Origin of the sequence: Robbsia sp. KACC 23696 (assembly GCF_039852015.1) — a bacterium.
Taxonomy (GTDB): Bacteria; Pseudomonadota; Gammaproteobacteria; order Burkholderiales; family Burkholderiaceae; genus Robbsia.
Genome location: NZ_CP156626.1, coordinates 2,275,924 through 2,296,705, shown reverse-complemented (window position 1 = coordinate 2,296,705; position 20,782 = coordinate 2,275,924). Strand labels below are relative to the sequence as shown.

The window sequence follows — 20,782 nt, the reverse complement described above, 5'->3', positions numbered from 1 at the left end:
GTAGCTTACGCATATCGATGACCGTTTACAACTGTTGGCTAGGCTGCGCGGGGCGTGAAGGTGCGTTGTGGACGCCGCCAATCAATCCCTTCGAGCAGCATCGACAGTTGGGCAGCACTCAGATGCACGCTGCCGGAATCAGCCTGTGGCCAAACGAAGTAGCCCCGCTCAAGGCGCTTGCACAGTAAGCATAGGCCCTGGCCGTCCCACCACAACACCTTGATACGGTCGCCGTGGCGGCCTCTGAAGACGAAGACGTGGCCGCCGTATGGATTGCTTGCCAGCTTCGACTGAACGACGGCAGCAAGGCCGTCAAATTCGCGTCGCATGTCGGTCACACCCGCAACCAGCCACACCTGCGTACCGGGAGGGATGCCGATCATACTGCCCGCGCAGATGCCAAGGTTTGCGAGATGATCGCGCGCAAGATCTGGGCGTCGACATGGCCTCGTACGACAACTCTCGAAGCGCCGTGGCGCCATTCGATCTCGCCAATAGCCTCTACGGGCGTTGGCATCGGGTTGCATTCTGAGACGACAGGCGCGACGTTGACCGGCACCAAAGTCGCGACTTCCATCGTGCCTTCTGCACGCTGATGTTCACGGCACCAGCGTGAGAGCTGGTTGGGATTGATCTGGTTGGCTTGGGCCAAAGCAGCCATCGAGACATCCGGCAACATCGCCTGTCGTACTAGGTCGCGCTTGAACTGCTTGGTAAAAATGCGTCTTGTCGTGCGCGGTGTCACGCTCACCACCTGCTTGTCTTCCATCGTCAGCCTCCGTCGAGAAAATCCGACAGCATGCTGAACTTCACATCACGATGAAAGATGCCGTGGCTGGACGCTTACCTTGAACCCGCCCGAACGGGGCGGGTTTTTCGTTGGTGAACATCCGGCTTCGAGACACGATCGCGAGGGGCTTGCTTGCGCACCTCGATCCACGCTTCCACTTCGGCCAAGTCCCACACGACGCAGCGCGGTGTCAGGTTAAAGCGGCGCGGGAACTCGCCGCGGCGCTCCATTTGGTAGATCGTCGTCTCGGCCAAAGGGACGATCTGCCGAAGTTCCTGGCGGCGGATGGTGCGCCGGAAGGGAAGGGGGTTCTTCGGAAATTGCGGTAGCGCCTCGTAGGCTTCCGTCCCTGGCAAGGGAAGCGCATTGAATGCTTGCGATAGCTGTTCCACTTCGGACTCCATGAGTACGCTGCATGGAGACATGGTGAAGTTCATTACCTATCGGAGCAACTTACTGTGGCGTAGCGAGGCGAATTCGGTGCGACCATGATTGCATCGCTTTGAGAGAAATTCGAGATAGTTTCTCGGAAATCCGAACTTGGTTTTCGGACGTGATGTCCTGCCGCTTTGGATTCATGCTCCTAGGCTGTGGTTCGTGCAAGCGATGAAACTGTGTGTCGAGGGGAGTGCATAGCTGGCACAACGCGTATCATTCATCTTCGGTCAGCCAGTCATAGGACGCTGATGGGTAGAGGCGAGTGGTTCGACATCAATTGCTCCCAAGTCGGATGTCGGCATGGGCGCGATCATGTCGCCGTCAGCGAACGCCGAAAAGGAGGTCTTCGGCATCTTCCCAGGGCTGTTGGCCGATGAACTGAGGGTAGTCATCTGTTGCTGTCGAAGACCCATTGCTGAAAAATCCAAGACGAGCGGTTGCAGCAACGCACGGGTTGCTTCCCCGCCACGCGATAGCACGTCGATGAAATCCTCTTGGTTGGGCTGTCCGAGGGCCAGTCGGTAGATCATGCGCTGTTCTCGAAGTTGAGCGAAACGGAGCATGTCTCGACCGAAAGGGCGCTCGAAAACATGCCGGCGAATTTCGGCGCCATCGAGCACCCACCATGGGCGAAGGCCGCTCTTATCGACAAAACGCTCCGCGTGCCGTTCCACGCATCGCCAGGGAGAGCCTTGACCCATGGCGGGATCGCCAAGCACTTCGTCACGCAATTCTTCCGCCAGCTTCCGTCTGACCGATAGGCCTGCATATCGCTGGATGCGGCCTTCGCGTTGCTCGAGATCGAGCGGGTTGGAGGAAAGATCCCAATGAAGTACGTGCGAACACCAGGGATGAAAATCCAGCCCCTCTTGTCCAACGGATGTCGTCGCTAGGACATGCGGCCAGAAAGGTGTGTTGAAGCTTCGGCGCACTTCATCTGGGCGCGCCGGGGGCGACGGCGTTACGCCTCCCTCGACCTTGACCACGGGCTCGGCTTCCGCGTCGCCAAAAGGCACGGCGACATGGCAACGAACAGGAATTTTGTGCGGCTGCCCGCCGATCCCATGAAAACTGAAACTGCCGGCACGGAGCCCGAGCGACGCTTTTAGATCCCTGGCAAGACCCGCCGCGCCCTCGTGGAGATTCTGCGCGCTGAGCCAGAAATGCTCGTCGAGAACGCTCTCGAAACCACCATCGACCACCGCTCCCATGACCTGCTCGACCGCGTTTCCGCCCCGCAGCGATGACAATATGACTGGATTGTCGAGATAGGCGCGCAGGCCCTGCCAACTGAGTTGGACCAGTTCGGAGTAGCGCGTGACGTCCAGGATCGTAGAGTCATGGCGCCGTAGAGCCCGGCCGAGCACGACGCCCGGCGCGCCAATGGCATAGTCCACGAGATCGGAAAGTTCGATCGGCGAAAGCCTGTCGATCGGGAGCGCCTGGCGCCACTTTTGTACCGCCGATTGCGCGGCACGATCATCACTGATCGCGCTACTCCATCCCGACGCCGACTGCTCCGCAAGACTCGCTATACGTTCGATGGACGCCAGGACGCGGGCAATCGATCGGTGGCGTCGGCGGGCCTTGACGGTGTCCCGTTCGACAATGCCTCTCGGCAGAGCAGCTAGAATCTGCCGGCGAACTTCCTTGCGGACAACGCTGAGCGGCGCGCCCGCTTTTACGAGCGGGTCGGTGTTAAGGATCAGCCATGGCGAGGGATGGAACGCCGCCATCACGGGGCCAGGGGTCGCCGTCAGCTTGAAGCGACGGCGCCTGTAGGCTTTTTCGTATCCTCCGTGTTTTCTGGGAAGGCAGCGGGCTTCGACACCGAAGCTCAGAAGTGCGGCGACGCTGGGGGGCGTTGCACGGAACCGGCTGAAGATAAGGAGCTTGGGATCAGCCCCGGCTGTCGGATCGGCCGCTGCCCACCCTCCGCGAAGCGGCCACCATGCAAGCGATGGAGCGACCCAGGGCAACGACAACAATTCGGGTGGAGCGATACCATTTAGCGCACGAAGTTTGGCGTCGGGCCAGTCAGCAGGAGCGTTGAGTTTGTTGCGGCGCTCGCGCGTCATTCGGGTGAGCTTCGGCGCAGCTTTGATTCTGGCTTTCTTCCAGGCCACATAACCCGGGCCGAGGGACTGGGCCGGCAGCGGAACCGACGACCAGTAGGGCAACGCCTCGTAGCGCATTTGCTCGGCGAAACTCTCCGCCAGATGCCGATACACCTGAAAATCTTCGGGCAGGGGGGCCGCATGAAGAAACTTCGTACCGGCGAGCGGATCGGACGAAGCCACGCTGTCCCGCTCCGTGCGCGACATCACCGGTGTCATGAGCTGCCTAAGCTCATCCCTGAACCGACGCGCTTCCGCCACCTTTTCCATCAGCTCCGGGTGGCTCGCGTCAGAATGGCTGGCGATGGCGCGCAGCGTGTCGCCAAAATTTGCAAAAAGCTCCCTTGCGCGATCGCGTGCGTCTGAGCCGGCAAGAAATTCAATCAATTTCAGAAGCTCCGCATGAGCAAGCGCGCCGCGAGCCTCTTCCCATCGGGTGGCCAGATACGGATATGGCGTGGCGCTCAGCAGCAGGATAGCCGGAGGTCTGACCGAGTCTTCGGGCTCCAGTAGCGCCTGCAGAAGCGGGTCGGCGTCCTTCTCGTCCAGAAGCTGCCGGTAGCGCTGGAACTCGTCGAGAATGACGAGATCAGGCGGTTGATGGCGCAACGTCGCCAGCGCCAAGGCTCGCCGGAGACGGCCAACGAAGGTGGTCGGTCTGAGCGGCTTGATCTTGCGTTCAGCGTCCCCGTGCAGTGCCAGATCGAACATCGCACGCACAGGTTCGCCAAATTCGACCTCCAGCGCCTCACGAAACCTCTGCCGCAAACCGGGTGGCGACACTGCAAACTTCTTCTCAGCCTCCGTGACAGCCCAGTCCCAGGAACCGCGCGCACTGAGCCGCAAGATGTCGGGATCGAGATCGCGGGCGAAAGCCGGGTAGCTCTGTTCTAGCAGCACCTTCAGAAACGCCCGTTCTTCCTTGCGTCCGCCGGTCAGGCGAGCCTTCGCGCCCGGAAACGAGGTCGCAGGGGTAAGCGCATAGATCAAAACCGGGGTGCTCGGTCGCTTCTCGATTGCGATCAGCGAAAGCCGATCGGGCGTCTTGATTGCATCCTGTAGTTGGGAGTCGCCCAGGAAGCCGACAACCCGGCTCTTGTTCTGGTACGAAACAGCGTGCCCGTTGGCGATGTAATAGATGGTCAGGGGCAGGCGACCGCCATCGGCCATCCGGCGAACCAGCTCCTTTGCCACGACCGTTTTTCCGAGGCCGACCTCATCGGCGACCAGAAAGCGTCGCCGGCCCCCAAGGTCTGCAAAGGCCGCGAACGCCGCATTGACGGCCGCCATCTGAAACGGTTTGGGTGCGCTCATGGGCGCTTGCCCTTGATCTCGGCAACCCCGAGTCCACTGCGGAGCTTGTCCCACAGATCACCGAAGCGGCGAAGCATATCCGCAGTCTGAGAGCCTTCCTGCTTGGCCTCCTCAAGCACGGCGGGCAGATATTGGGACACCCGGCGCTCGATCTCGCGGAACCTTTCGGGATCACGCGCCCATGCTGCCAACATCTCCTCCAATGTGGGCAACGAGGCGTCATGCGCCGCATTCATTCCCGGATCAGCCCGATTCCGTGGTTCGTCATTCGTCCAGTCGCCATCCCCCTCGCGACCGTCGTCTGCCAGCAATCCGGCCAGCCACAAGAGGAACCCTCTGGCTCCCAGAAAGCGCACGAACGCCGCGTGGTCGCGATCTTCCCCAAATGGCGGATCTACGGGCGCGCGTTGCAGCCAGGAGAGTCCCCTTCCAGCACGGCTCACGCGCAGCCGCACGAACTCGCTCCGCTCTGCGGGAGAAATCGGTCCTAGAGGCACGGTGGTTTGCCCGCAGGGCCACGAAACCAGTTCGCCGTAGAGCGTACCTACGTCGAGCACGATGTCCGGCTCGTCCGGGTGAGGACCACCTGGATGGAGATCCGAACGATGTGCGAGGCGCGCGCCCTCATCGTCAAAGCCGATTTGCGCCGCCCATCGGGCCGCGACCTGCGCTCGCGCGCGTTCGAGCGCCTCCTCCTCCAAGGCCGCGGCGTCGGACGTATGTTCCACAAGGGGCGCCTCAACCAACCGGGCTGAACCGAGAAGTGCTTTCAGTCCTCTCTCGACCGACTCCGTGACGACCAGCTCGGCGGTGACTTCAGCATTACGACCGCTCCAGGCTCGCATGGTCGCGTTCGCGCTGCCGAGCCATAGCCGCCGCTTTTGTCCCGACCGCATGAACAGCAACTTGGCGTGAAGGCCACGGCCGAGTTCCTCTTCCTCGTCGCTAACCGGGTCACGGTTGGAAGCCGCCACGGAAATCTCTGCATCGGGTTCGGGGTCGCCGACGGGATAGTCCGGCGCGTCCAGCGCGAGCAGATCGTCGAAGGCCGCCAGCGAGGGACCAATCCGCTCGATCTCGCGCATTGTCGTTAACAGCACCCGGCGCGTCGGTTTCGACCCCGGTGGAGCTTGTCGGGCGAGGAAAGTCTTGTCGATGAACGGGCTCACCACCACGACTTCATCCGTTCCTTCCGACGGCACGGGGACCGTCATATCGCCACTTCCCTCCGACCAGCGAAGTCGCTCGACGCGCACACCTGCCGGAGCGCGCCAAGCTACTTTTGCGACGGCAGCGCCCAATGAAGCAGGCCGCACGCCTTTGAGCGCAGCCCTCTCGGCCAATGCACAGGCCACGTCCTCTGCGCCTGGGATGGAAGTGCCGCCTTTCTCACCTGATAGGAGCAGCAGTCCGATGTCCCGGTTCACATTTTCCGTAAGATTGCGGCTCCCGATCCAAAAGCGCCAGCCGGCCTTCCCGTTCGCATCGCGGGTGCGAACCAGTGCTGCCTTGGGATGCCAGCTATGGGTCGCTTCATCGAAATCGACTTCGCGCACGAACTGGTCTAGCACCGCCGCAATACGCGGTGTCCGACGCATTTTCGCAAGGCGACCCCGCTGGACGACGATGCGTACCTTTCCACGAAGGCGCTCGACCGCGTCGACGAAGTCGGATGGGCTCCCGCGGCCCGCATCTGTGTCCTTGCCGGCCAGGGCGAGCAGCGTCGCGCCAATCGATCCCAGATCTGCCGAATATGAAGCCAGCAAGGCCAATTCGACATTCTCGTCGGGACCGGGGCGAAGACCCTCGAGAAACGAGAGCGCCGGCCAGTTATCGACTGTCCCGCTCATTCGGCGTTCGCCAGATCGTCAAGGAGTGTGCTGACCTGCTCCCATCTATAGTGGAGAGGTCCAGCCAGACCATGTTCGTCGTTCGACCATTCGAGCCGCCGCATACGGCCGTTGGGCGTCAATGAAAGCCGCGCGCGAGGCCCCTTTCGGCCTTCGGCTGCCGAATAGACCTCGAAAAGCGGCCGGGGATCAGTCGATTTCGAAGCTATCCATTCTTTCGTCGCCGTCACGACGGCGCGCAATTTCGGCGGCAGCGCGCCTATGTCTGCCTCAAGCGCATTGACATCGAGTTTGGCCGCGACAGTGCCGTGTTCGGCAACGGTGGAGGCGAGGTGATCGCGATGTCGGGTTGACGCTTCTCTTTTGTCGTCGGTCTCGACGATATATTCGAGGAGAGCGTCATAGACAGCGCGGCCCACGCCGGCCAGATTGGCCGCCTGCTGCGCCCGCGCCAGCGGCGCTCGGTCGGGACCGGCAATCGCACGGGTCTCGTCAGTCCACATTCCCGGCGGTGATGCGGCTTCTGTCCGAACAAGGCGCGCAAGCAAGGAAAGCTCATGGCCTTCGCTGCCGCGCAACTGCGCGAGGCGCTCGCGAAGAAATGTGGCCTCCGCAGCCGCCAACCGGAGAGAGATCGATCCATTGCGCCAGCCATCAGGGCGCCTCGGTAGTGGGACGAACGGTGGATCGAAGCCGAGGAGTGGCTGTCCGTCATCGTCGGTCGCCGCACTGACGCTCTTCAACAGTCTATGCGCTTGCGCCCGAGAAATTGTCCGCCCGTCTGGACGCGGGCGTAGGATTCCCCAAACTGCGAGCGCATTCCAATAAACGGTCGATGGCGGCTGACTGGATGGTTTGGGAAAGACACGACCGCCGATCACTTGGGATTCGCCTGCCTCCCGGAGCCGCCCGGCAAGTACTCTTTCACGTTCGCGTAGGGCACGTTCGGCTGCCGGTCCCGTCAACCCCCCTAGGTCCTCGAACAACCAAGGTACGAAGATTGCATAACGCGCCCGCGTATGCAGGACCGATGTGCCTGGGAAGAAGTGATCTGCATACCGCTGATGAATGGTCAGAAAGCCGACTTCGTCGCGCACACCCATGGACTCTTCGTCCATTTGTGCCCTGGCACGGGCCAGCGCCTCGCGGGACAAATAGGTCCACCCCAAAGCAGGTTCGAGTTGCGGGGTGCGGCGTGCATGTGACGATCTCGTGGGCTGGCGCATCACTTTCACATCGACGAGGCGGGCATTGAAGAGCTATTCATGACTTCTCGCGCCTCGTCTTGGTGATGCCGTTGACATCGAAGGGCAACGCCTTGTCTGTGGCGACTCGGGTGAGGAGCATCCGAATGACATCTGAGACAGACAAACCTATTCGCGCCAAGACGGCGTTGGCTTCCTCTTTGATTTGTCTGTCGATTCTGGCTCGGACGACATCAGTACACGCCATCGGCTTGTCCTCGGATCGGTTGTAGCTACATTGTGGCCCATTTGGGCTATCAAGTCATTCGCGGGCTTTCACAAGGCAGGGTGGCGTCCAAGCGTTCCGCCTTCGGGCTCGCGGGCTACGTACCACTTCTCGCGCCGAGTCGCGGCCATCCGGTCTTGATCCCTAGCGTCTTCGGCCCTCGCGGGCCCGCGCGCTCCGCGTGCCAAAGGACAGGGCAGTGGGGCGGTCTTGTTGATCCCTTCACCGTATCACGGCGTTCTCGCCGTCAAGGGCTGCGCGTGCCTGCACGCTTGCGGCCGTGGCCGGCTGCGCCCCCTGACTGCTGCGCTGCGCCGTGCTGGCGACGGTTCCGGGCAATTCCGCCCGTGCAACCGGAGATCACCATGAGCGCACTCATCACTGACGAACAACGCTTCCTGCTGCTGGCCAACGGCCGCGAATCCTTGGAGAACTCGGACTTCGATCCGGCACCTGTGGTCAAGCTGTTCACGCCGGATGCCGGCGCGACCTGGCTGCTGACCGAGATCGACCCGGACGATCACGACCACGCTTTCGGCTTGTGCGACCTGGGCCTGGGGGAACCCGAACTCGGCTGGGTCAGCTTCAAGGAGTTGGCGACAGTGCGTGGACGCCTCGGCCTGCCGATCGAGCGTGATTTGCACTTCCGCGCGGAGAAACGCCTAAGCGCCTACGCGCGCGACGCGCGGCGGGCCGGGCAGATCGTCGTGTAGCCGGAACAAGCGCGTCTCCCATTGGGCGACGCGCTGTTTCACAGCCACGGCCGACCGTGTGCGTCAGTTTCCTACGCTGCGTTCGCGCTGACGGAGCCGTTTCACGTATGCGCTGTCGGCCAGATCATCCGGGCCGAAATCCAATACGCAATTAGCCAACGAGGCAAGCGTGATGTCCGTCAATTTGAAGCCCTTGGGAAGCTGGCCGTAATTGTCTGCGCCGTTTTCCTCGATGGCGGCAAACAGCGCCCTGAAAAAGTCGGCTCGTGAAGGGCGCGTGGCTGCGGTGGCCGCCGCGGTCAAGGGATTGGTGGCTTCCATGCTGGCGTGTTCTGCATCGGAGGCAATCACCTGGAGAAATTGGCCCAACGACGGCCAATATTTGAGGTCAAATTGCCCGGTAAGGGCGTCAAGACGTTCCTTGACGTAGGACTGGAACAGGTAGTTCTTTTCGCAGGCCGCTTCGATCACATCACAGACGTGATAGTGCGTGCTGCTGCTGAAACCTGATGTGTTGTGCAATTCCGAGCGACGCTCCAGCAATTCCGCCAGTTCCTCGGCCTTGCTTGCAATCTGGCGATTGACGTTGGCGAGATCGTCTCGTTCGGATCGTGCTTTCGTGATTTTTCTGGACTCCAAAACGCTGCCGTACTCAACAGCAAATCCAGGAAGACCTTGAGCGCGGGAGGATGCTGATGCAGCTTCTCGTGCAGTTCTTCGTAAGCGTCTTTCAGTTCAAGGCTGCGCGAAAGTAGTCGATCGGCCACCGCGTTTTCGCTGGGCAGAATCTCGTGCTCGATGTTGTAGCGTTTTCCTTCGATGAGGATGTTTTCGCAGATTGCCTGCGGAGTCGTCGGTTGCGGTGAACTCATGGTCTTTCCCTGATGTTGTAGACGCTTCACAGCGTACTTGACCAAGGCCGGCCTGTCGGTACCCCAGTCATTGTCGCCGATCGGGGTCTCGGGTACCTAAAGCATTGGGACGTCACCGGCCAGGAAACGGCCGGTCGCGCTCTCGTGCTTCGCATCGAACCTCGCTGCGCGAGTTTCGCCCCCTTCGGGCTTCCATCGCTGACGCCTACGGCCCGGATTTCTCGATCCGGGCCTGCGCGCTTCGCTTGCGTGCGGTCGGCACACAGGGATGGCCGTTGCCTTGTCCAGCCGTCTTCCCTGACTTCATCACCTTGTCCGCGACTGTAGCCCGCTCCCGTGTGCCGTCAAGGCGCGCAGGGCCGTGTCCTCGGCTTCGCCTGCGGGCCGCACCAACCCTGCGCTTGCCTCCTTGACGGTCCCCGTCCGCGCGCTCCTGACCGTCGCGGGCGATGAACTCAGGAAAGACGGTGGCAACAGGGCCAACCGGGTTCCTCGTGCCGACCGCACAGAACCGCCGAAAGGCGGGCTCCGAATCTAGGAATCCGGTTGCGGTGAACAGCAAACCATTCTTTGTCAGGAGAAATGCCATGCAACTCGCTTCCCGTTTCGCGTCCCGTTCGCCGGGGCTGCGTTCCGACTATCCGCTGTCGGATGACCAAATCCGCGCCGTCGCGCCGTCCATTTTCGCGGACGCCCCGCACGAAAGCCGTTCCGAGCGGTACAGCTACATCCCCACCGCGACCGTGCTGCAAGAATTGCGCGGCGAAGGCTTCGAGCTGTTCATGGTGTGCCAGACCCGCGTGCGGCAGGACGACCGACGCGACTACACTAAGCACATGATCCGGCTGCGCCACGCCAGCCAGATCAACGGCCGCGAAGCCAACGAAATCATCCTGCTGAACTCGCATGACGGCACCAGCAGTTATCAGATGCTGGCCGGCATGTTCCGGTTCGTGTGCAGCAATGGCCTTGTCTGCGGCGACACCGTGGCGGACGTGCGCGTACCCCACAACGGCAATGTAGCCGAGCAGGTTATCGAAGGCGCTTACGAAGTCCTGCACGGCTTCGACCGGGCGCAGCAATCCCGCGATGCGATGCAGTCCATCACGCTCGACAACGGCGAGGCGGAAGTGTTCGCCCGTGCTGCGCTCGCGTTGAAGTACGACGAGGACAAGCCCGCGCCCATCACGGAATCGCAAATCCTGATGCCACGCCGTCACGACGACAGCTGCCGCGACCTGTGGAGCGTGTTCAACCGCACGCAGGAAAACCTCATCAAAGGCGGCCTGTCCGCTCGCGCCGCGAACGGACGCCGCCAGACCACGCGCCCGGTGCAGGGCATCGAAAACGGTATCCGTCTCAATCGCGCCCTGTGGCTACTGGCCGATGGCCTGCGCCAGTTGAAAGCCTGAATCCCAAGGCGACAGGGGCAGGCAGCAGCCCTTGCCGCTTCTCTCGCTGCTGCGTCCCTAACCGCAAGGAGTTGTCACCATGAACGCCGTTACCAAAACCGAAACGATCACCCTCGAAACCGCCGCGCCGCTGGAAGTGGCCGACCCGACCAAGAACCTGATTCTGGTTCCGCTGTCGCAACTGTTGCCGCGCCGCTCCAAGCGTAACGTCCGCACGACCCCGCGCCAGTCCATTCCCGAACTGGCCGCGAGCATCGCGCGCGTCGGCCTGCTGCAGAACCTCATCGTCATCCTGTCCGCCGATGGCGAGCAGTACGAAGTCGTTGCAGGCGACCGCCGCCTGACCGCGTTGAAGCTGCTGGCGAAGAAGAAGCGCATCGCCGCCGATGTTGAGGTGCCGTGCCTGCTGGTGGCCGATGCGTCCGCCCGTACGGTCAGCCTCGCCGAGAACGTGCAGCGCGAGGCCATGCACCCCGCCGACCAGTTCGCGGCGTTCGCCGCGCTGGTCAAGGAAGGCCGACCCATCGAGGACATTGCCGCCGACTTCGGCGTGTCTCCGCTGGTGGTCCAGCGCCGCCTCAAGCTCGCCAACGTCTCGCCGCGCCTGCTGGCCGACTACCGCGCCGGAGCCTCCACGCTGGAACAGTTGATGGCCTTGACCATCACCGACGACCACGCCGCACAGGAAGCCGCGTACTACGGTGCGCCCGAATGGCAGCGCGGCGCATCCGCGCTGCGCGATCGTCTGACCGAGCGCGAAATCACCGCCACGCATCCGCTGGTGCGTTTCGTCGGACTGGACGCCTACACGCAGGCAGGCGGGGGTATCCGCCGCGACCTGTTCGCGGAAGGCGATGCCGGAACCTACCTCACCGACGCTGTGCTGCTGGAAACGCTGGTACGCGGCAAGCTGGACGCGCACGCCGAGGACGTGCGCGCCGAGGGCTGGGCGTGGGTGGAAGCCGTACCGCACATGAGCCATGCCGAGCGCCAGACGTTCCAGAACGCGCCGCACCAGCGTCGCGAGCCGACCAGCCGCGAAGCCCGCCGCATCGCGTCGCTGCAAACCCACCTCGACAAGCTCGACGCCGAACTCGAAGCAGCCTACGACGCCGAGAACGAGGGCAAGACCGAGGCGCTGGAACCGCGCCGCGAGCAGGTGGCCGAGGAACTGCAAGCCATCGAGGAAGGCTTGCGCGACTACGCCCCGGATGTGCGCGCCGTGGCCGGTGCCATCGTCACGCTCGACCGCGAAGGCGAGGCCGTGATTCATCGCGGGCTGCTGCGCGAGGCCGAGGCGAAGGCGCTGCGGACGCTCGAAAAGCTGCGGCAGGGTTGCAGCGCAGGCGACGGCGCGAACGACGAGGAAGGCCACGACGAAGGCGAAACGCCCAAGCCCGCGAGCCTGTCCGACCGGCTGGCGCAGCGGTTGAGCGCGCACCGCACGGCGGCGCTGCAAATCGAAGTCGCACGGCATCCGCACGTCGCGCTGGCCGCGCTGGTGCGGCATGGTGCAGACCGTGTTGCAGGCCGACGCCTACGGCGACGGCTTGCCGCTCGGCGTGAGCCTGAAAGTGCAAGACCGGCTGGAAGGCATCGCCCCGGACGTGCCGGAATCGCCCGCCGCCGTGGCGCTGCGCACCTTGCAGGAAGTCGTGGGCGAAGCGTTGCCGGAGGGCAGCGCCGAACTGTTCGCCGCGCTGCTGGCGAAGCCGCAAGACGAACTGGTGCGCCTGCTGGCCGTATGCGTGGCTTCCACAGTGGACGTGGTGACGCCTCGCCCCACGCAGCAGCAACCCGGCGCGGAACTGGCGCAAGCCGTGGGTCTGGACATGGCCGCATGGTGGAAGCCGACCGCCGAGGGTTATTTCCGCCACATCGCCAAGCCTGCGATTCTGGACGCCGTGAACCAGTACGCCCCGGAGCACGTTACCCGCCTGTCGAAGTTGAAGAAAGGCGACATTGCTAGCGAAGCGGAACGGCTGGCGGATGGCACCGGCTGGATGCCCGCCGTGTTCCAGATCGACCACCACACGGAGCTGGAAGGTGCGCCCGAGGCGAAGGACGAAGCGGATGCACCGAACGATGCCGCCGAGATGGAGGAAGCGCACGCGCTGGCCGCGTGAGCGCGCGGCCAACCGCAACATCGTCGCGCTGGCCGTTGATGGCGTGTACCACACCGATCATCATTTGGCGCTCGTCCAAGGTCAGGCCACGCCCGACCGCGATCCGCGCGAGGTGGTGGCCGCCCATGTGCGCCGGCTCGAAGCCCTGCGCCGTGCAGGCATCGTGAAGCGCGAGGCCGAAGGCGTTTGGCGCATCCCCGGCGACCTGGCCGAACAAGGGCGCAAATACGATGCGCAGCGGCTCGGCGAGGGCGTGGCGGTGGAGTTGAAATCGCACCTGCCGATCGAGCGGCAGGCGCGCGTGATCGGCGCTACCTGGCTCGATCAGCAGTTGATCGGTGGAGGCAAGGGGCTGGGCGACCTGGGCTTTGGGGCCGAGGTCAAGGACACGCTGCGCCATCGTGCCGACTTTCTGGTCGAGCAGGGATTGGCTGAGCAGCGCGGGCAGCGCGTCGTCCTCGCGCGCAACCTGCTGGCAACGCTGCGCGGGCGCGAGCTAGCGCGGGCCGCGAAGGACATAGCCGCCGAAACCGGACTGGAGCATCGGCCGGTGGCCGACGGGCAGCGTGTGGCCGGCATCTACCGGCGCAGCGTCATGCTCGCCAGCGGACGCTACGCGATGCTCGACGATGGCAAGGACTTCTCGCTGGTGCCGTGGAGGCCGGTGATCGAACAGCGGCTGGGCCAGCAGCTCGCCGCTACATTACGCGGTGGTGGCGTGTCTTGGGAAATCGGACGACAGCGCGGCCCTCAACTTTAGGCGTGAATCGCCGCCTTTGTGAACCGGCATCCAGCGATTCCTGCTCTCGCAAGTACAGAGAAGTATGGCCAATCCATTATTCAATCCGGCCAAGAATACACTCTATTAGTTTTGTGGCCGTCTTGCGAAATAAATTGACCTGGTTTCGCAATGTGTCAATTCGGTCGCGCGGGTAGGCTGCGTCTCATCGTGGCCTGCTATGCCCAATCCTGAGTGCTTGGCCGGCCGAATGAGCACTTTGTTCTTCCCGAGGAATCTCCCATGCACCCATTCCGTCCCGTTGGATCGGCCATGCAAAGCCGGTCGCGTTTCTCCTTGAACCTAGCAATTCAGGAAGTGCGCGCATGAGTGCCGCCATTGCCTCCCGTGCAAAACCCATCGCTATCAGCCTGATAAGTCTCGCCGTGGTCTTCGGTCTGCTGTACGCGTGGCGTACGACCCGCAGCGGTGGCGCAGACCATCAGGCCATGCCGCCGATACCGGTTTCGACGCTCCGCGCGGTAACCCGCAGCGTTGCCGACGAACTGCAAGCCGTCGGCAGCTTGCAAGCCGTACGTGAAGTGCTGTTGGCCCCGGACACCGCCGGTCGCGTCACCGCCATCCATTTCGAGCCGGGGCAGTTCGTGAAGGAAGGGACGGTACTGGTTCAGCTCTACGATGCTCCCGAACAGGCGGATCGCGCAGCCGCATCGGCAAAGGCCGATTTCGCGCAGTTGCAACTCAAGCGCTCGCTGGAACTGGCGCCTACCGGCGCCGAGCCGCGCGAAACGCTCGAACAACGCAAGGCGGAAGCTGCCGAAGCCGTCGCGGCGGTTCGGCAACTGGACGCGCGCATCGAACAGAAAGCCATCCGCGCACCATTCACCGGTCAACTCGGCATTCGCCGTATCAATCCCGGCCAGTACCTCAACGCCGGTGACGCGATCTCCACGTTGACCCAGCTCGACCCGCTCTATGTCAACTTCACGCTGCCGCAGCAGGATTTGCCCGAGCTGACGCCGGGCGCGCCGGTACACGTTACCGTGGATGCGGCGCCGGGCAAGGTATTCGACGCCAAGGTCAGCACCATCGAGCCGCGCATCGACGGCGAAACTCGCAACGTTGCCGTTCAAGCTCTGCTCCCCAATGCCGGGCGGTCGCTGAAGTCAGGGATGTACGCAACGGCACGGTTGATGTTGCCTGCGACAGCCGATGCCATCGTGCTGCCGCTGACTGCGATTCAGACCTCGGCTTCCGGCGACAGCGTGGTGGTCGTGCAAGGTGCCGATGCACAGGGAATCGGCAAGGCGGTTGCAGTGCCTGTCGTTACCGGTCGACGGATCGGGGAAGACGTCGTGGTCACGCAAGGCGTCAAATCCGGCGACATCGTAGTGACCGCGGGCCAGAACCGGCTGCCGCCTGGGGCGACCGTCAAGATCAGCACCACGCCTCCTTCGGCAGCAGCGACTTCTACGGCGCAGACCGTCGCCAGCGTGCGGTAAGGGGACGACACCATGCACTTCACCGACATCTTCATCCGCCGGCCCATCCTGGCGCTGGTGGTCAGCCTGTTGATCCTGCTGATGGGCGCCACCGCTCTGTTCCTGCTACCTGTCCGGCAATATCCCTATTTGGAAAACGCCACTATCACGGTCAGCACCTCGCTTCCAGGGGCGACCCAGGACGTGATGCAGGGTTTCGTCACCACGCCGATAGCGCAGTCCATCGCCACCGCCAGCGGCATCGAATACCTCAGTTCAACCACCACGCAGGGTAAAAGCGAGATCAAGGCGCGCTTGGTGCTCAACGCCAACGCTGATCGCGCGATGACTGAAATCCTCGCCAAGGTGCAGCAGGTCAAGTACCAGCTGCCGGCGGGCGTCACCGATCCGGTCATCAGCAAGTCCACCGAAGGTGGCACGGCGGTGCAGTACATCGCCTTCTACAGCACGACCCTTTCGATCCCGCAGGTGACGGATTTCGTGTCCCGGGTGGCGCAGCCGCTGTTCACCAGCATTCCGGGGGTTGCCTCGGCCGACGTCTATGGAGGCCAGTCGCTGGCCATGCGCATCTGGATCGACCCGTTACGGTTGGCAGCCCATGGGCTGTCGGCCGGCGAGATTTCGGCCGCGCTACGTGCTAACAACGTGCAAGCAGCGCCTGGCCAGCTCAAAAGTTCGCTGACCGTCACCAACATCAGCGCGGCCACAGACCTGCGCAGTGCCGATGACTTCCGCCAGATGGTCGTCAAGTCCAGCCCTGGCGGTGGTGTGGTGCGGCTGTCGGATGTCGCGACGGTGGAAGTCGGTGGCCAGAACTACAACAACATATCGTTCGCGACGGGCGCGCCTGCAATCTTCGTTGCTCTCCAGCCCACGCCCGATGGCAATCCCTTGGAGATCGTCAAGCAAGCCAACGCATTGCTGCCAAAGATCCGCGCGATGGCACCGCCGGGGCTCACCGTCGCTCCCAACTACGACGTGGCACGTTTCGTCAACGCTTCCATTAAGGAAGTGAAACATACGCTGATCGAAGCGATCGTGATCGTGATCGCGGTGATCTTCCTGTTTCTCGGCACCTTCCGCGCGGTCATCATTCCAGTGGTCACCATCCCGTTGTCGCTGGTCGGCACCGCGGCGCTGATGCTGGCCTGCGGCTTCTCGATCAATCTGCTGACACTGTTGGCGATGGTGCTGGCGATCGGCCTCGTGGTGGACGATGCGATCGTCGTGGTGGAAAACATCCATCGACACATCGAGGAAGGACTGACGCCCGTGCGCGCGGCATTGCTCGGCGCTCGTGAAATCGTCGGGCCGGTAATCGCCATGACGATTACATTGGCGGCAGTCTATGCGCCCATCGGCATGATGGGTGGCCTCACCGGCGCGCTGTTCAAGGAGTTCGCCTTCACCCTGGCCGGCTCGGTGATCGTCTCGGGAATCGTCGCGCTGACGCTTTCACCGGTGATGAGTTCGATGTTGCTCAGCTCCAAGCAAGGCGAGGGGCGGCTAGCGAAGCGGATCGAACATTCCATGGAAGGGCTGACGGCATTCTATGGACGCCTGCTTGCGCATACCCTGGCTGCGCGCGGCGCTGTTCTACTGGTCGGCGCGGTTGTGCTGGTCGCGATCGTGGTGTTGTTCACCGGCACCCGCCGCGAACTGGCGCCGACGGAGGATCAGGGCGTCGTCATCGTCGTCACCAAGGCACCGCAATATGCTGGCGTGGGCTACAGCGCTCGCTATGCTAAGCAGATCGAAAAGCTTTTCGAGCAGATTCCGGAGTTCGACAGCAGCTTCATGAATATCGGAGACGCCGCCGGTGGCCAGAACATGATGCTCGGTGGTGCGATCCTCAAGGACTGGTCGCAACGCAAGCGGTCGGCTGCCGAAATCCAGGGCCAGATCCAGGCGGCAGGCAGCGCCATCAATGGCGAGACCTTGACCGCGGTGCAGTTGCCCCCGCTACCAGGATCCAGCGGAGGCCTGCCGGTGCAGATGGTGCTGCGCTCGCCCGACGACTTCAAAACCCTGTACGAGACCGGCGAGAAGATCAAGATGGCAGCGTATGCCAGCGGGCTTTTCCTGTATGTGCAGAACGACCTGTCCTACGACAGTCCGCAGGCGCACATCACCGTCGAAAATGCGAAAGCCCGCGAAATGGGCGTGACCATGCAGTCCGTCGCCGATACCTTGGCCGTGCTGGTCGGCGAGAACTACGTCAATCGCTTCAACTTCCACGACCGCTCCTACGACGTGATCCCACAGGTGCGGGGCGGCGAGCGCATGACGCCGGACGACCTCGGACGCTTTTATGTCAAGGCGACCTCCGGTGCGCTGGTGCCACTATCGACCGTGGCTCACGTCGAGATACGCCCGCAGGCGAACCAGCTCACCCAGTTCGGCCAGATGAACTCGACCACGCTGGAAATGCTGCCGGCCCCAGGCGTGAGCATGGGCGAAGCGGTGAAGTTTCTGCAATCGCAGCCGCTGCCGCGCGGCACCAGCGTGGACTGGCTCAGCGATAGCCGCCAGTTCGTGCAGGAAGGCAACAGATTGTTGGTGTCGTTCTGCTTCGCGCTGGTTGTCATCTTCCTGGTGCTGGCGGCGCAATTCGAGAGCCTGCGCGATCCGCTGGTGATCCTGGTGACGGTGCCTTTGGCAGTCTGCGGCGCGTTGGTGCCGTTATGGCTGGGTTTTGCGACGCTCAACATCTACACGCAGATCGGGCTGGTCACGTTGATCGGCTTGATCTCCAAGCACGGCATCCTGATGGTCACGTTTGCCAACCATATCCAGCACCACGAAAACGTGAGCCGCATCGAGGCCATCGAGAAGGCTGCGGCGGTGCGTATGCGTCCCGTGTTGATGACCACAGCTGCGATGGTCGCGGGTCTGGTGCCGTTGCTGTTCGCCAACGGCGCGGGTTCGGCCAGTCGCTTCTCTATCGGCATCGTCGTGGTGATGGGCATGCTGATCGGCACGTTCTTCACGCTGTTCGTTCTGCCCACCATATACAGCTTCATCGCCAAAGATCACCGTGCGGCAGCGGAAAGCCCTCGCGCCCGTGAACTTGCTACTGCGGAGGCTCCCAGTGTCGAACTCTAAGTTGTTATCTATCTACGTTGACGCTAGGACTATTGCTCCGCTCCGGCCAGCGCTTCGCGCTTGGCGTACTACCTTCCTGGCGATTGCCGTCGCTGCTCTCGTCGCCGGTTGCGCGAGTGGCCCTGACTACCACACCCCAGCTTTGCCGGAAAACGCAGCTGGCCCCTTTGTCAGCCAACCAACCAATACGAACACTGCCGCAACATTGCCAGCCGATTGGTGGAAGCTGTACGACGATCCCGCACTCGACAACCTGGTGCGGGAGGCCTTGTCAGCCAATACCAACCTACGCGTGGCACTGGCTAATCTTGATCGCGCGCGGGCCATCTACAAGGAAGCGCGCGGCGGGCTTTTCCCGTCGACCAACATATCGGCGGGCGCGAACTACGGACGCGACCAGACCACATGGACGGGCGCCGGCCAAGCCCCCAAGACATGGAGCTACACAGGCGGGCTTGATGTTTCCTACGAGGTCGATCTGTTCGGCCGGGTAAGGCGTGACATTGAGGCCTCACGCGCCGACACCGAGGCAGTCGCCGCTGCCTACGATGCTGCCAAGGTGGTCGTTGTTGCGGAAACGACGCGAGCCTATGTGGACGCTTGTAGCTATGGCGAATCGATCGACGTCGCGAACTCGTCCATCGAGCTTGCCCGGCGCAGCATGGATATTGTCAGCAGCGAGGAGCACGCGGGCTCGGCGTCGCATCTGGATGTGGAACGGGCTGGCGTCACGCTGGCGCAGGCCCAAGCCGCCTTGCCGCCATTGCAAGGCCAGCGCGAAGCCGCACTCTTCGAGCTAGCCGCGTTGATGGGGCGCACGCCCTCGCAAGTGCCGGAGCCGGCGCGTGCCTGCACCAAGGCTCCCGAGATTGCCGGTGCGTTGCCGGTCGGCGATGGCACTGCGCTGCTGCGCCGTCGCCCTGACGTACGTCAGGCCGAACGCCAACTGGCGGCCGACACCGCCCGTATCGGCGTGGCCGTAGCTGACTTGTATCCGCGCGTTACGCTAGGCACCTCGGGCAACTACCTGCGCAATGACTATCTGAAAGGCAATCGCACCTTGTCCTTCTCTTTTGGGCCACTCATCTCCTGGACGTTCCCCAACATGATGGTCGCTCGCAGTCGCATTGCGCAGGCGAGGGCACAAAGCGCAGCATCGCTGGCCAGCTTCGACGGTGCCGTGCTGAACGCACTGAAAGAGTCGGAGCAATCGTTAAGCGCCTATGACGCGGCGATGCAGCAGCGCGATGCGCTGGTCGAGGCGCGCGACCGTGCAGAAAACGCCTTCCGGCTGGCTGACCAGCGTTACCGCGTCGGTTCCATTAGCTACCTCGATGTGATCGTGGCGCAGACCAGCTTGATCGATGCAAAGTCGCAGGTGGCTGCGGCTGACCAGCGAGTAGGTTCCGCACGGATCAGTGTGTTCAAGGCGCTGGGCGGCGGATGGGAACAGGCCAGTACGCAGTAACACTTTTGGGCATCGGCGCAATGGCGGTCTCGCCATCGTGTAATGCCTGCGATGCCCACTACTAGCCAAGCCGCTCCACGTCGCGATGAGCATCCTGAGGAAGTCGGCATAGCGAAGGAAACGGATATGGCCCCGCACGACGAACCCCCTCGGATCATTGACTTGATTACATCATTTGGCGGCAAGAGGAATCTGTTATCCAAACGCGTGAAACGCACCGCCCCCAATCTCGCATCCATCGACGCGAAGTCGTCTCATGAACGACGATTGCTGGCGTGCGACTTGCGCCCCACGCTTGCACGCACCAGTGTCTTGGAAGCTCTAGAGAAGGCGGTGCCTCGTTGTCTCGATGCGAGCCAGGTGTATCGTATTCTCAACTCGCAATTCGAGAGCCTTACATCGGCCACGGTCTACCGCACATTGAACGATTTGTGGACGGCGGGACTGCTGATTCGCACCGAAGGGGCACATGGCCGCGGGTTTTACGCCATCAAGCCTGATGGGCAACGTGCCCACTACGACACACTGCGCTGCCACTGTGGTGCCCGGCTGGTTTTTATCGAAGATCAGACATTGCGAGAAGACCTGCGGGCACTCGCCGCCAAGGAGGACTTCGATCTCGGCATCGAGCCGGCTTTTACTGTCACCGTGATGTGTGCGGACTGTCGGCAACTTCGCAGAGGCGGCCGATAGCGGGCGTTGATTTCCGCATCCGCAAGTGCCGCGGTGGACGGTGACCACCGGCCATACCTGCAACTTGCTCCTTTACCGATGCGCAGCGTGCCGCCCGGCATGCCCCATAGGGCGTTTCATTAGCACTGCCTTACTGCGTCCTCGCCTGCCAATGGCCGAATCGAATAATAACT

The 20,782-nt window shown here is 62.7% G+C and carries 15 protein-coding genes and 2 pseudogenes; 8 read left to right on the top strand and 9 right to left on the bottom strand.

The annotated features are described in order from the left end of the window. Nucleotides 1-38 precede the first annotated feature (38 nt). From tnpB to ABEG21_RS09580, 7 genes are all read right to left on the bottom strand, one after another. Nucleotides 39-383 carry an IS66 family insertion sequence element accessory protein TnpB gene (gene tnpB / locus ABEG21_RS09610; RefSeq protein WP_347554424.1) on the bottom strand — a complete coding sequence of 115 codons (345 nt, stop codon included), beginning with the start codon at nt 381-383 and terminating at the stop codon, nt 39-41. After that, nucleotides 380-769 (bottom strand): transposase, encoded by a 390-nt coding sequence (locus ABEG21_RS09605; protein WP_347554423.1) that lies wholly within the window; start codon nt 767-769, stop codon nt 380-382. The genes tnpB and ABEG21_RS09605 overlap by 4 nt, the downstream gene beginning before the upstream one ends. 74 nt (nt 770-843) lie before the next feature. Continuing rightward, nucleotides 844-1,194: an AlpA family phage regulatory protein gene (locus ABEG21_RS09600; protein WP_347554422.1), complete on the bottom strand. Its 351-nt coding sequence runs from the start codon at nt 1,192-1,194 to the stop codon at nt 844-846. Between the two features lie 261 nt (nt 1,195-1,455). Next, nucleotides 1,456-4,659 carry a helicase-related protein gene (locus ABEG21_RS09595; RefSeq protein ID WP_347554421.1) on the bottom strand — a complete coding sequence of 1,068 codons (3,204 nt, stop codon included), beginning with the start codon at nt 4,657-4,659 and terminating at the stop codon, nt 1,456-1,458. Continuing rightward, on the bottom strand, nt 4,656-6,509 hold the full coding sequence (locus ABEG21_RS09590; RefSeq protein WP_347554420.1) for a phospholipase D family protein: 1,854 nt from the start codon (nt 6,507-6,509) through the stop codon (nt 4,656-4,658). The genes ABEG21_RS09595 and ABEG21_RS09590 overlap by 4 nt, the downstream gene beginning before the upstream one ends. Then, nucleotides 6,506-7,735, bottom strand: a complete 1,230-nt coding sequence (locus tag ABEG21_RS09585; RefSeq protein WP_333983507.1) for a DUF6361 family protein — start codon at nt 7,733-7,735, stop codon at nt 6,506-6,508. The genes ABEG21_RS09590 and ABEG21_RS09585 overlap by 4 nt, the downstream gene beginning before the upstream one ends. 37 nt (nt 7,736-7,772) lie before the next feature. After that, the gene (locus ABEG21_RS09580) at nt 7,773-7,961 is read right to left on the bottom strand and encodes a type II toxin-antitoxin system RelB/DinJ family antitoxin (RefSeq protein ID WP_347554419.1); all 189 of its coding nucleotides are present in this window, start codon (nt 7,959-7,961) and stop codon (nt 7,773-7,775) included. Between the two features lie 383 nt (nt 7,962-8,344). Between ABEG21_RS09580 and ABEG21_RS09575 the strand changes: the two genes are divergently transcribed. Further along, nucleotides 8,345-8,692, top strand: coding sequence for a DUF2958 domain-containing protein (locus ABEG21_RS09575; protein WP_347554418.1), 348 nt, complete (start codon nt 8,345-8,347; stop codon nt 8,690-8,692). A 63-nt stretch (nt 8,693-8,755) separates the two neighbouring features. Here the strand turns inward: ABEG21_RS09575 and ABEG21_RS09570 are convergent, their stop codons facing one another. Then, nucleotides 8,756-9,235, bottom strand: a complete 480-nt coding sequence (locus ABEG21_RS09570) for a hypothetical protein (protein ID WP_347554417.1) — start codon at nt 9,233-9,235, stop codon at nt 8,756-8,758. Beyond that, on the bottom strand, nt 9,160-9,564 hold the full coding sequence (locus ABEG21_RS09565; RefSeq protein WP_347554416.1) for a hypothetical protein: 405 nt from the start codon (nt 9,562-9,564) through the stop codon (nt 9,160-9,162). Before ABEG21_RS09565 ends, ABEG21_RS09570 begins: the two co-directional genes overlap by 76 nt. Before the next feature lie 587 nt (nt 9,565-10,151). Here ABEG21_RS09565 and ABEG21_RS09560 point away from each other — a divergent pair. The 7 genes and pseudogenes from ABEG21_RS09560 (at nt 10,152) to ABEG21_RS09530 (ending at nt 20,609) form a co-directional block, all read left to right on the top strand. Beyond that, nucleotides 10,152-10,976, top strand: a complete 825-nt coding sequence (locus ABEG21_RS09560; protein ID WP_347554415.1) for a DUF932 domain-containing protein — start codon at nt 10,152-10,154, stop codon at nt 10,974-10,976. A 79-nt stretch (nt 10,977-11,055) separates the two neighbouring features. Next, nucleotides 11,056-13,102 (top strand): annotated as a pseudogene (locus ABEG21_RS09555) (ParB/RepB/Spo0J family partition protein). 1 nt (nt 13,103) lies between these two features. Further along, a pseudogene (locus ABEG21_RS09550) lies at nt 13,104-13,862 on the top strand (DUF3363 domain-containing protein); the annotation flags it as partial. Between the two features lie 344 nt (nt 13,863-14,206). Beyond that, on the top strand, nt 14,207-15,343 hold the full coding sequence (locus ABEG21_RS09545; RefSeq protein ID WP_347554414.1) for an efflux RND transporter periplasmic adaptor subunit: 1,137 nt from the start codon (nt 14,207-14,209) through the stop codon (nt 15,341-15,343). 12 nt (nt 15,344-15,355) lie between these two features. After that, a complete protein-coding gene (locus ABEG21_RS09540) occupies nt 15,356-18,448 on the top strand; it encodes an efflux RND transporter permease subunit (RefSeq protein WP_347554412.1) in 3,093 nt (1,030 codons plus the stop codon). Nucleotides 18,449-18,479: 31 nt separating this feature from the next. Next, nucleotides 18,480-19,916 carry an efflux transporter outer membrane subunit gene (locus ABEG21_RS09535; RefSeq protein WP_347556706.1) on the top strand — a complete coding sequence of 479 codons (1,437 nt, stop codon included), beginning with the start codon at nt 18,480-18,482 and terminating at the stop codon, nt 19,914-19,916. Nucleotides 19,917-20,042: 126 nt separating this feature from the next. Further along, a complete protein-coding gene (locus tag ABEG21_RS09530; protein ID WP_347554411.1) occupies nt 20,043-20,609 on the top strand; it encodes a transcriptional repressor in 567 nt (188 codons plus the stop codon). The last annotated feature ends 173 nt before the right edge of the window (nt 20,610-20,782 follow it).

Coding starts and splice junctions, on each gene's coding strand:
- tnpB (WP_347554424.1), bottom strand. CDS start 383: ATGATCGGCATCCCTCCCGGTACGCAGGTGTGGCTGGTTGCGGGTGTG.
- ABEG21_RS09605 (WP_347554423.1), bottom strand. CDS start 769: ATGGAAGACAAGCAGGTGGTGAGCGTGACACCGCGCACGACAAGACGC.
- ABEG21_RS09600 (WP_347554422.1), bottom strand. CDS start 1,194: ATGGAGTCCGAAGTGGAACAGCTATCGCAAGCATTCAATGCGCTTCCC.
- ABEG21_RS09595 (WP_347554421.1), bottom strand. CDS start 4,659: ATGAGCGCACCCAAACCGTTTCAGATGGCGGCCGTCAATGCGGCGTTC.
- ABEG21_RS09590 (WP_347554420.1), bottom strand. CDS start 6,509: ATGAGCGGGACAGTCGATAACTGGCCGGCGCTCTCGTTTCTCGAGGGT.
- ABEG21_RS09585 (WP_333983507.1), bottom strand. CDS start 7,735: ATGCGCCAGCCCACGAGATCGTCACATGCACGCCGCACCCCGCAACTC.
- ABEG21_RS09580 (WP_347554419.1), bottom strand. CDS start 7,961: ATGGCGTGTACTGATGTCGTCCGAGCCAGAATCGACAGACAAATCAAA.
- ABEG21_RS09575 (WP_347554418.1), top strand. CDS start 8,345: ATGAGCGCACTCATCACTGACGAACAACGCTTCCTGCTGCTGGCCAAC.
- ABEG21_RS09565 (WP_347554416.1), bottom strand. CDS start 9,564: ATGAGTTCACCGCAACCGACGACTCCGCAGGCAATCTGCGAAAACATC.
- ABEG21_RS09560 (WP_347554415.1), top strand. CDS start 10,152: ATGCAACTCGCTTCCCGTTTCGCGTCCCGTTCGCCGGGGCTGCGTTCC.
- ABEG21_RS09545 (WP_347554414.1), top strand. CDS start 14,207: ATGAGTGCCGCCATTGCCTCCCGTGCAAAACCCATCGCTATCAGCCTG.
- ABEG21_RS09540 (WP_347554412.1), top strand. CDS start 15,356: ATGCACTTCACCGACATCTTCATCCGCCGGCCCATCCTGGCGCTGGTG.
- ABEG21_RS09530 (WP_347554411.1), top strand. CDS start 20,043: ATGGCCCCGCACGACGAACCCCCTCGGATCATTGACTTGATTACATCA.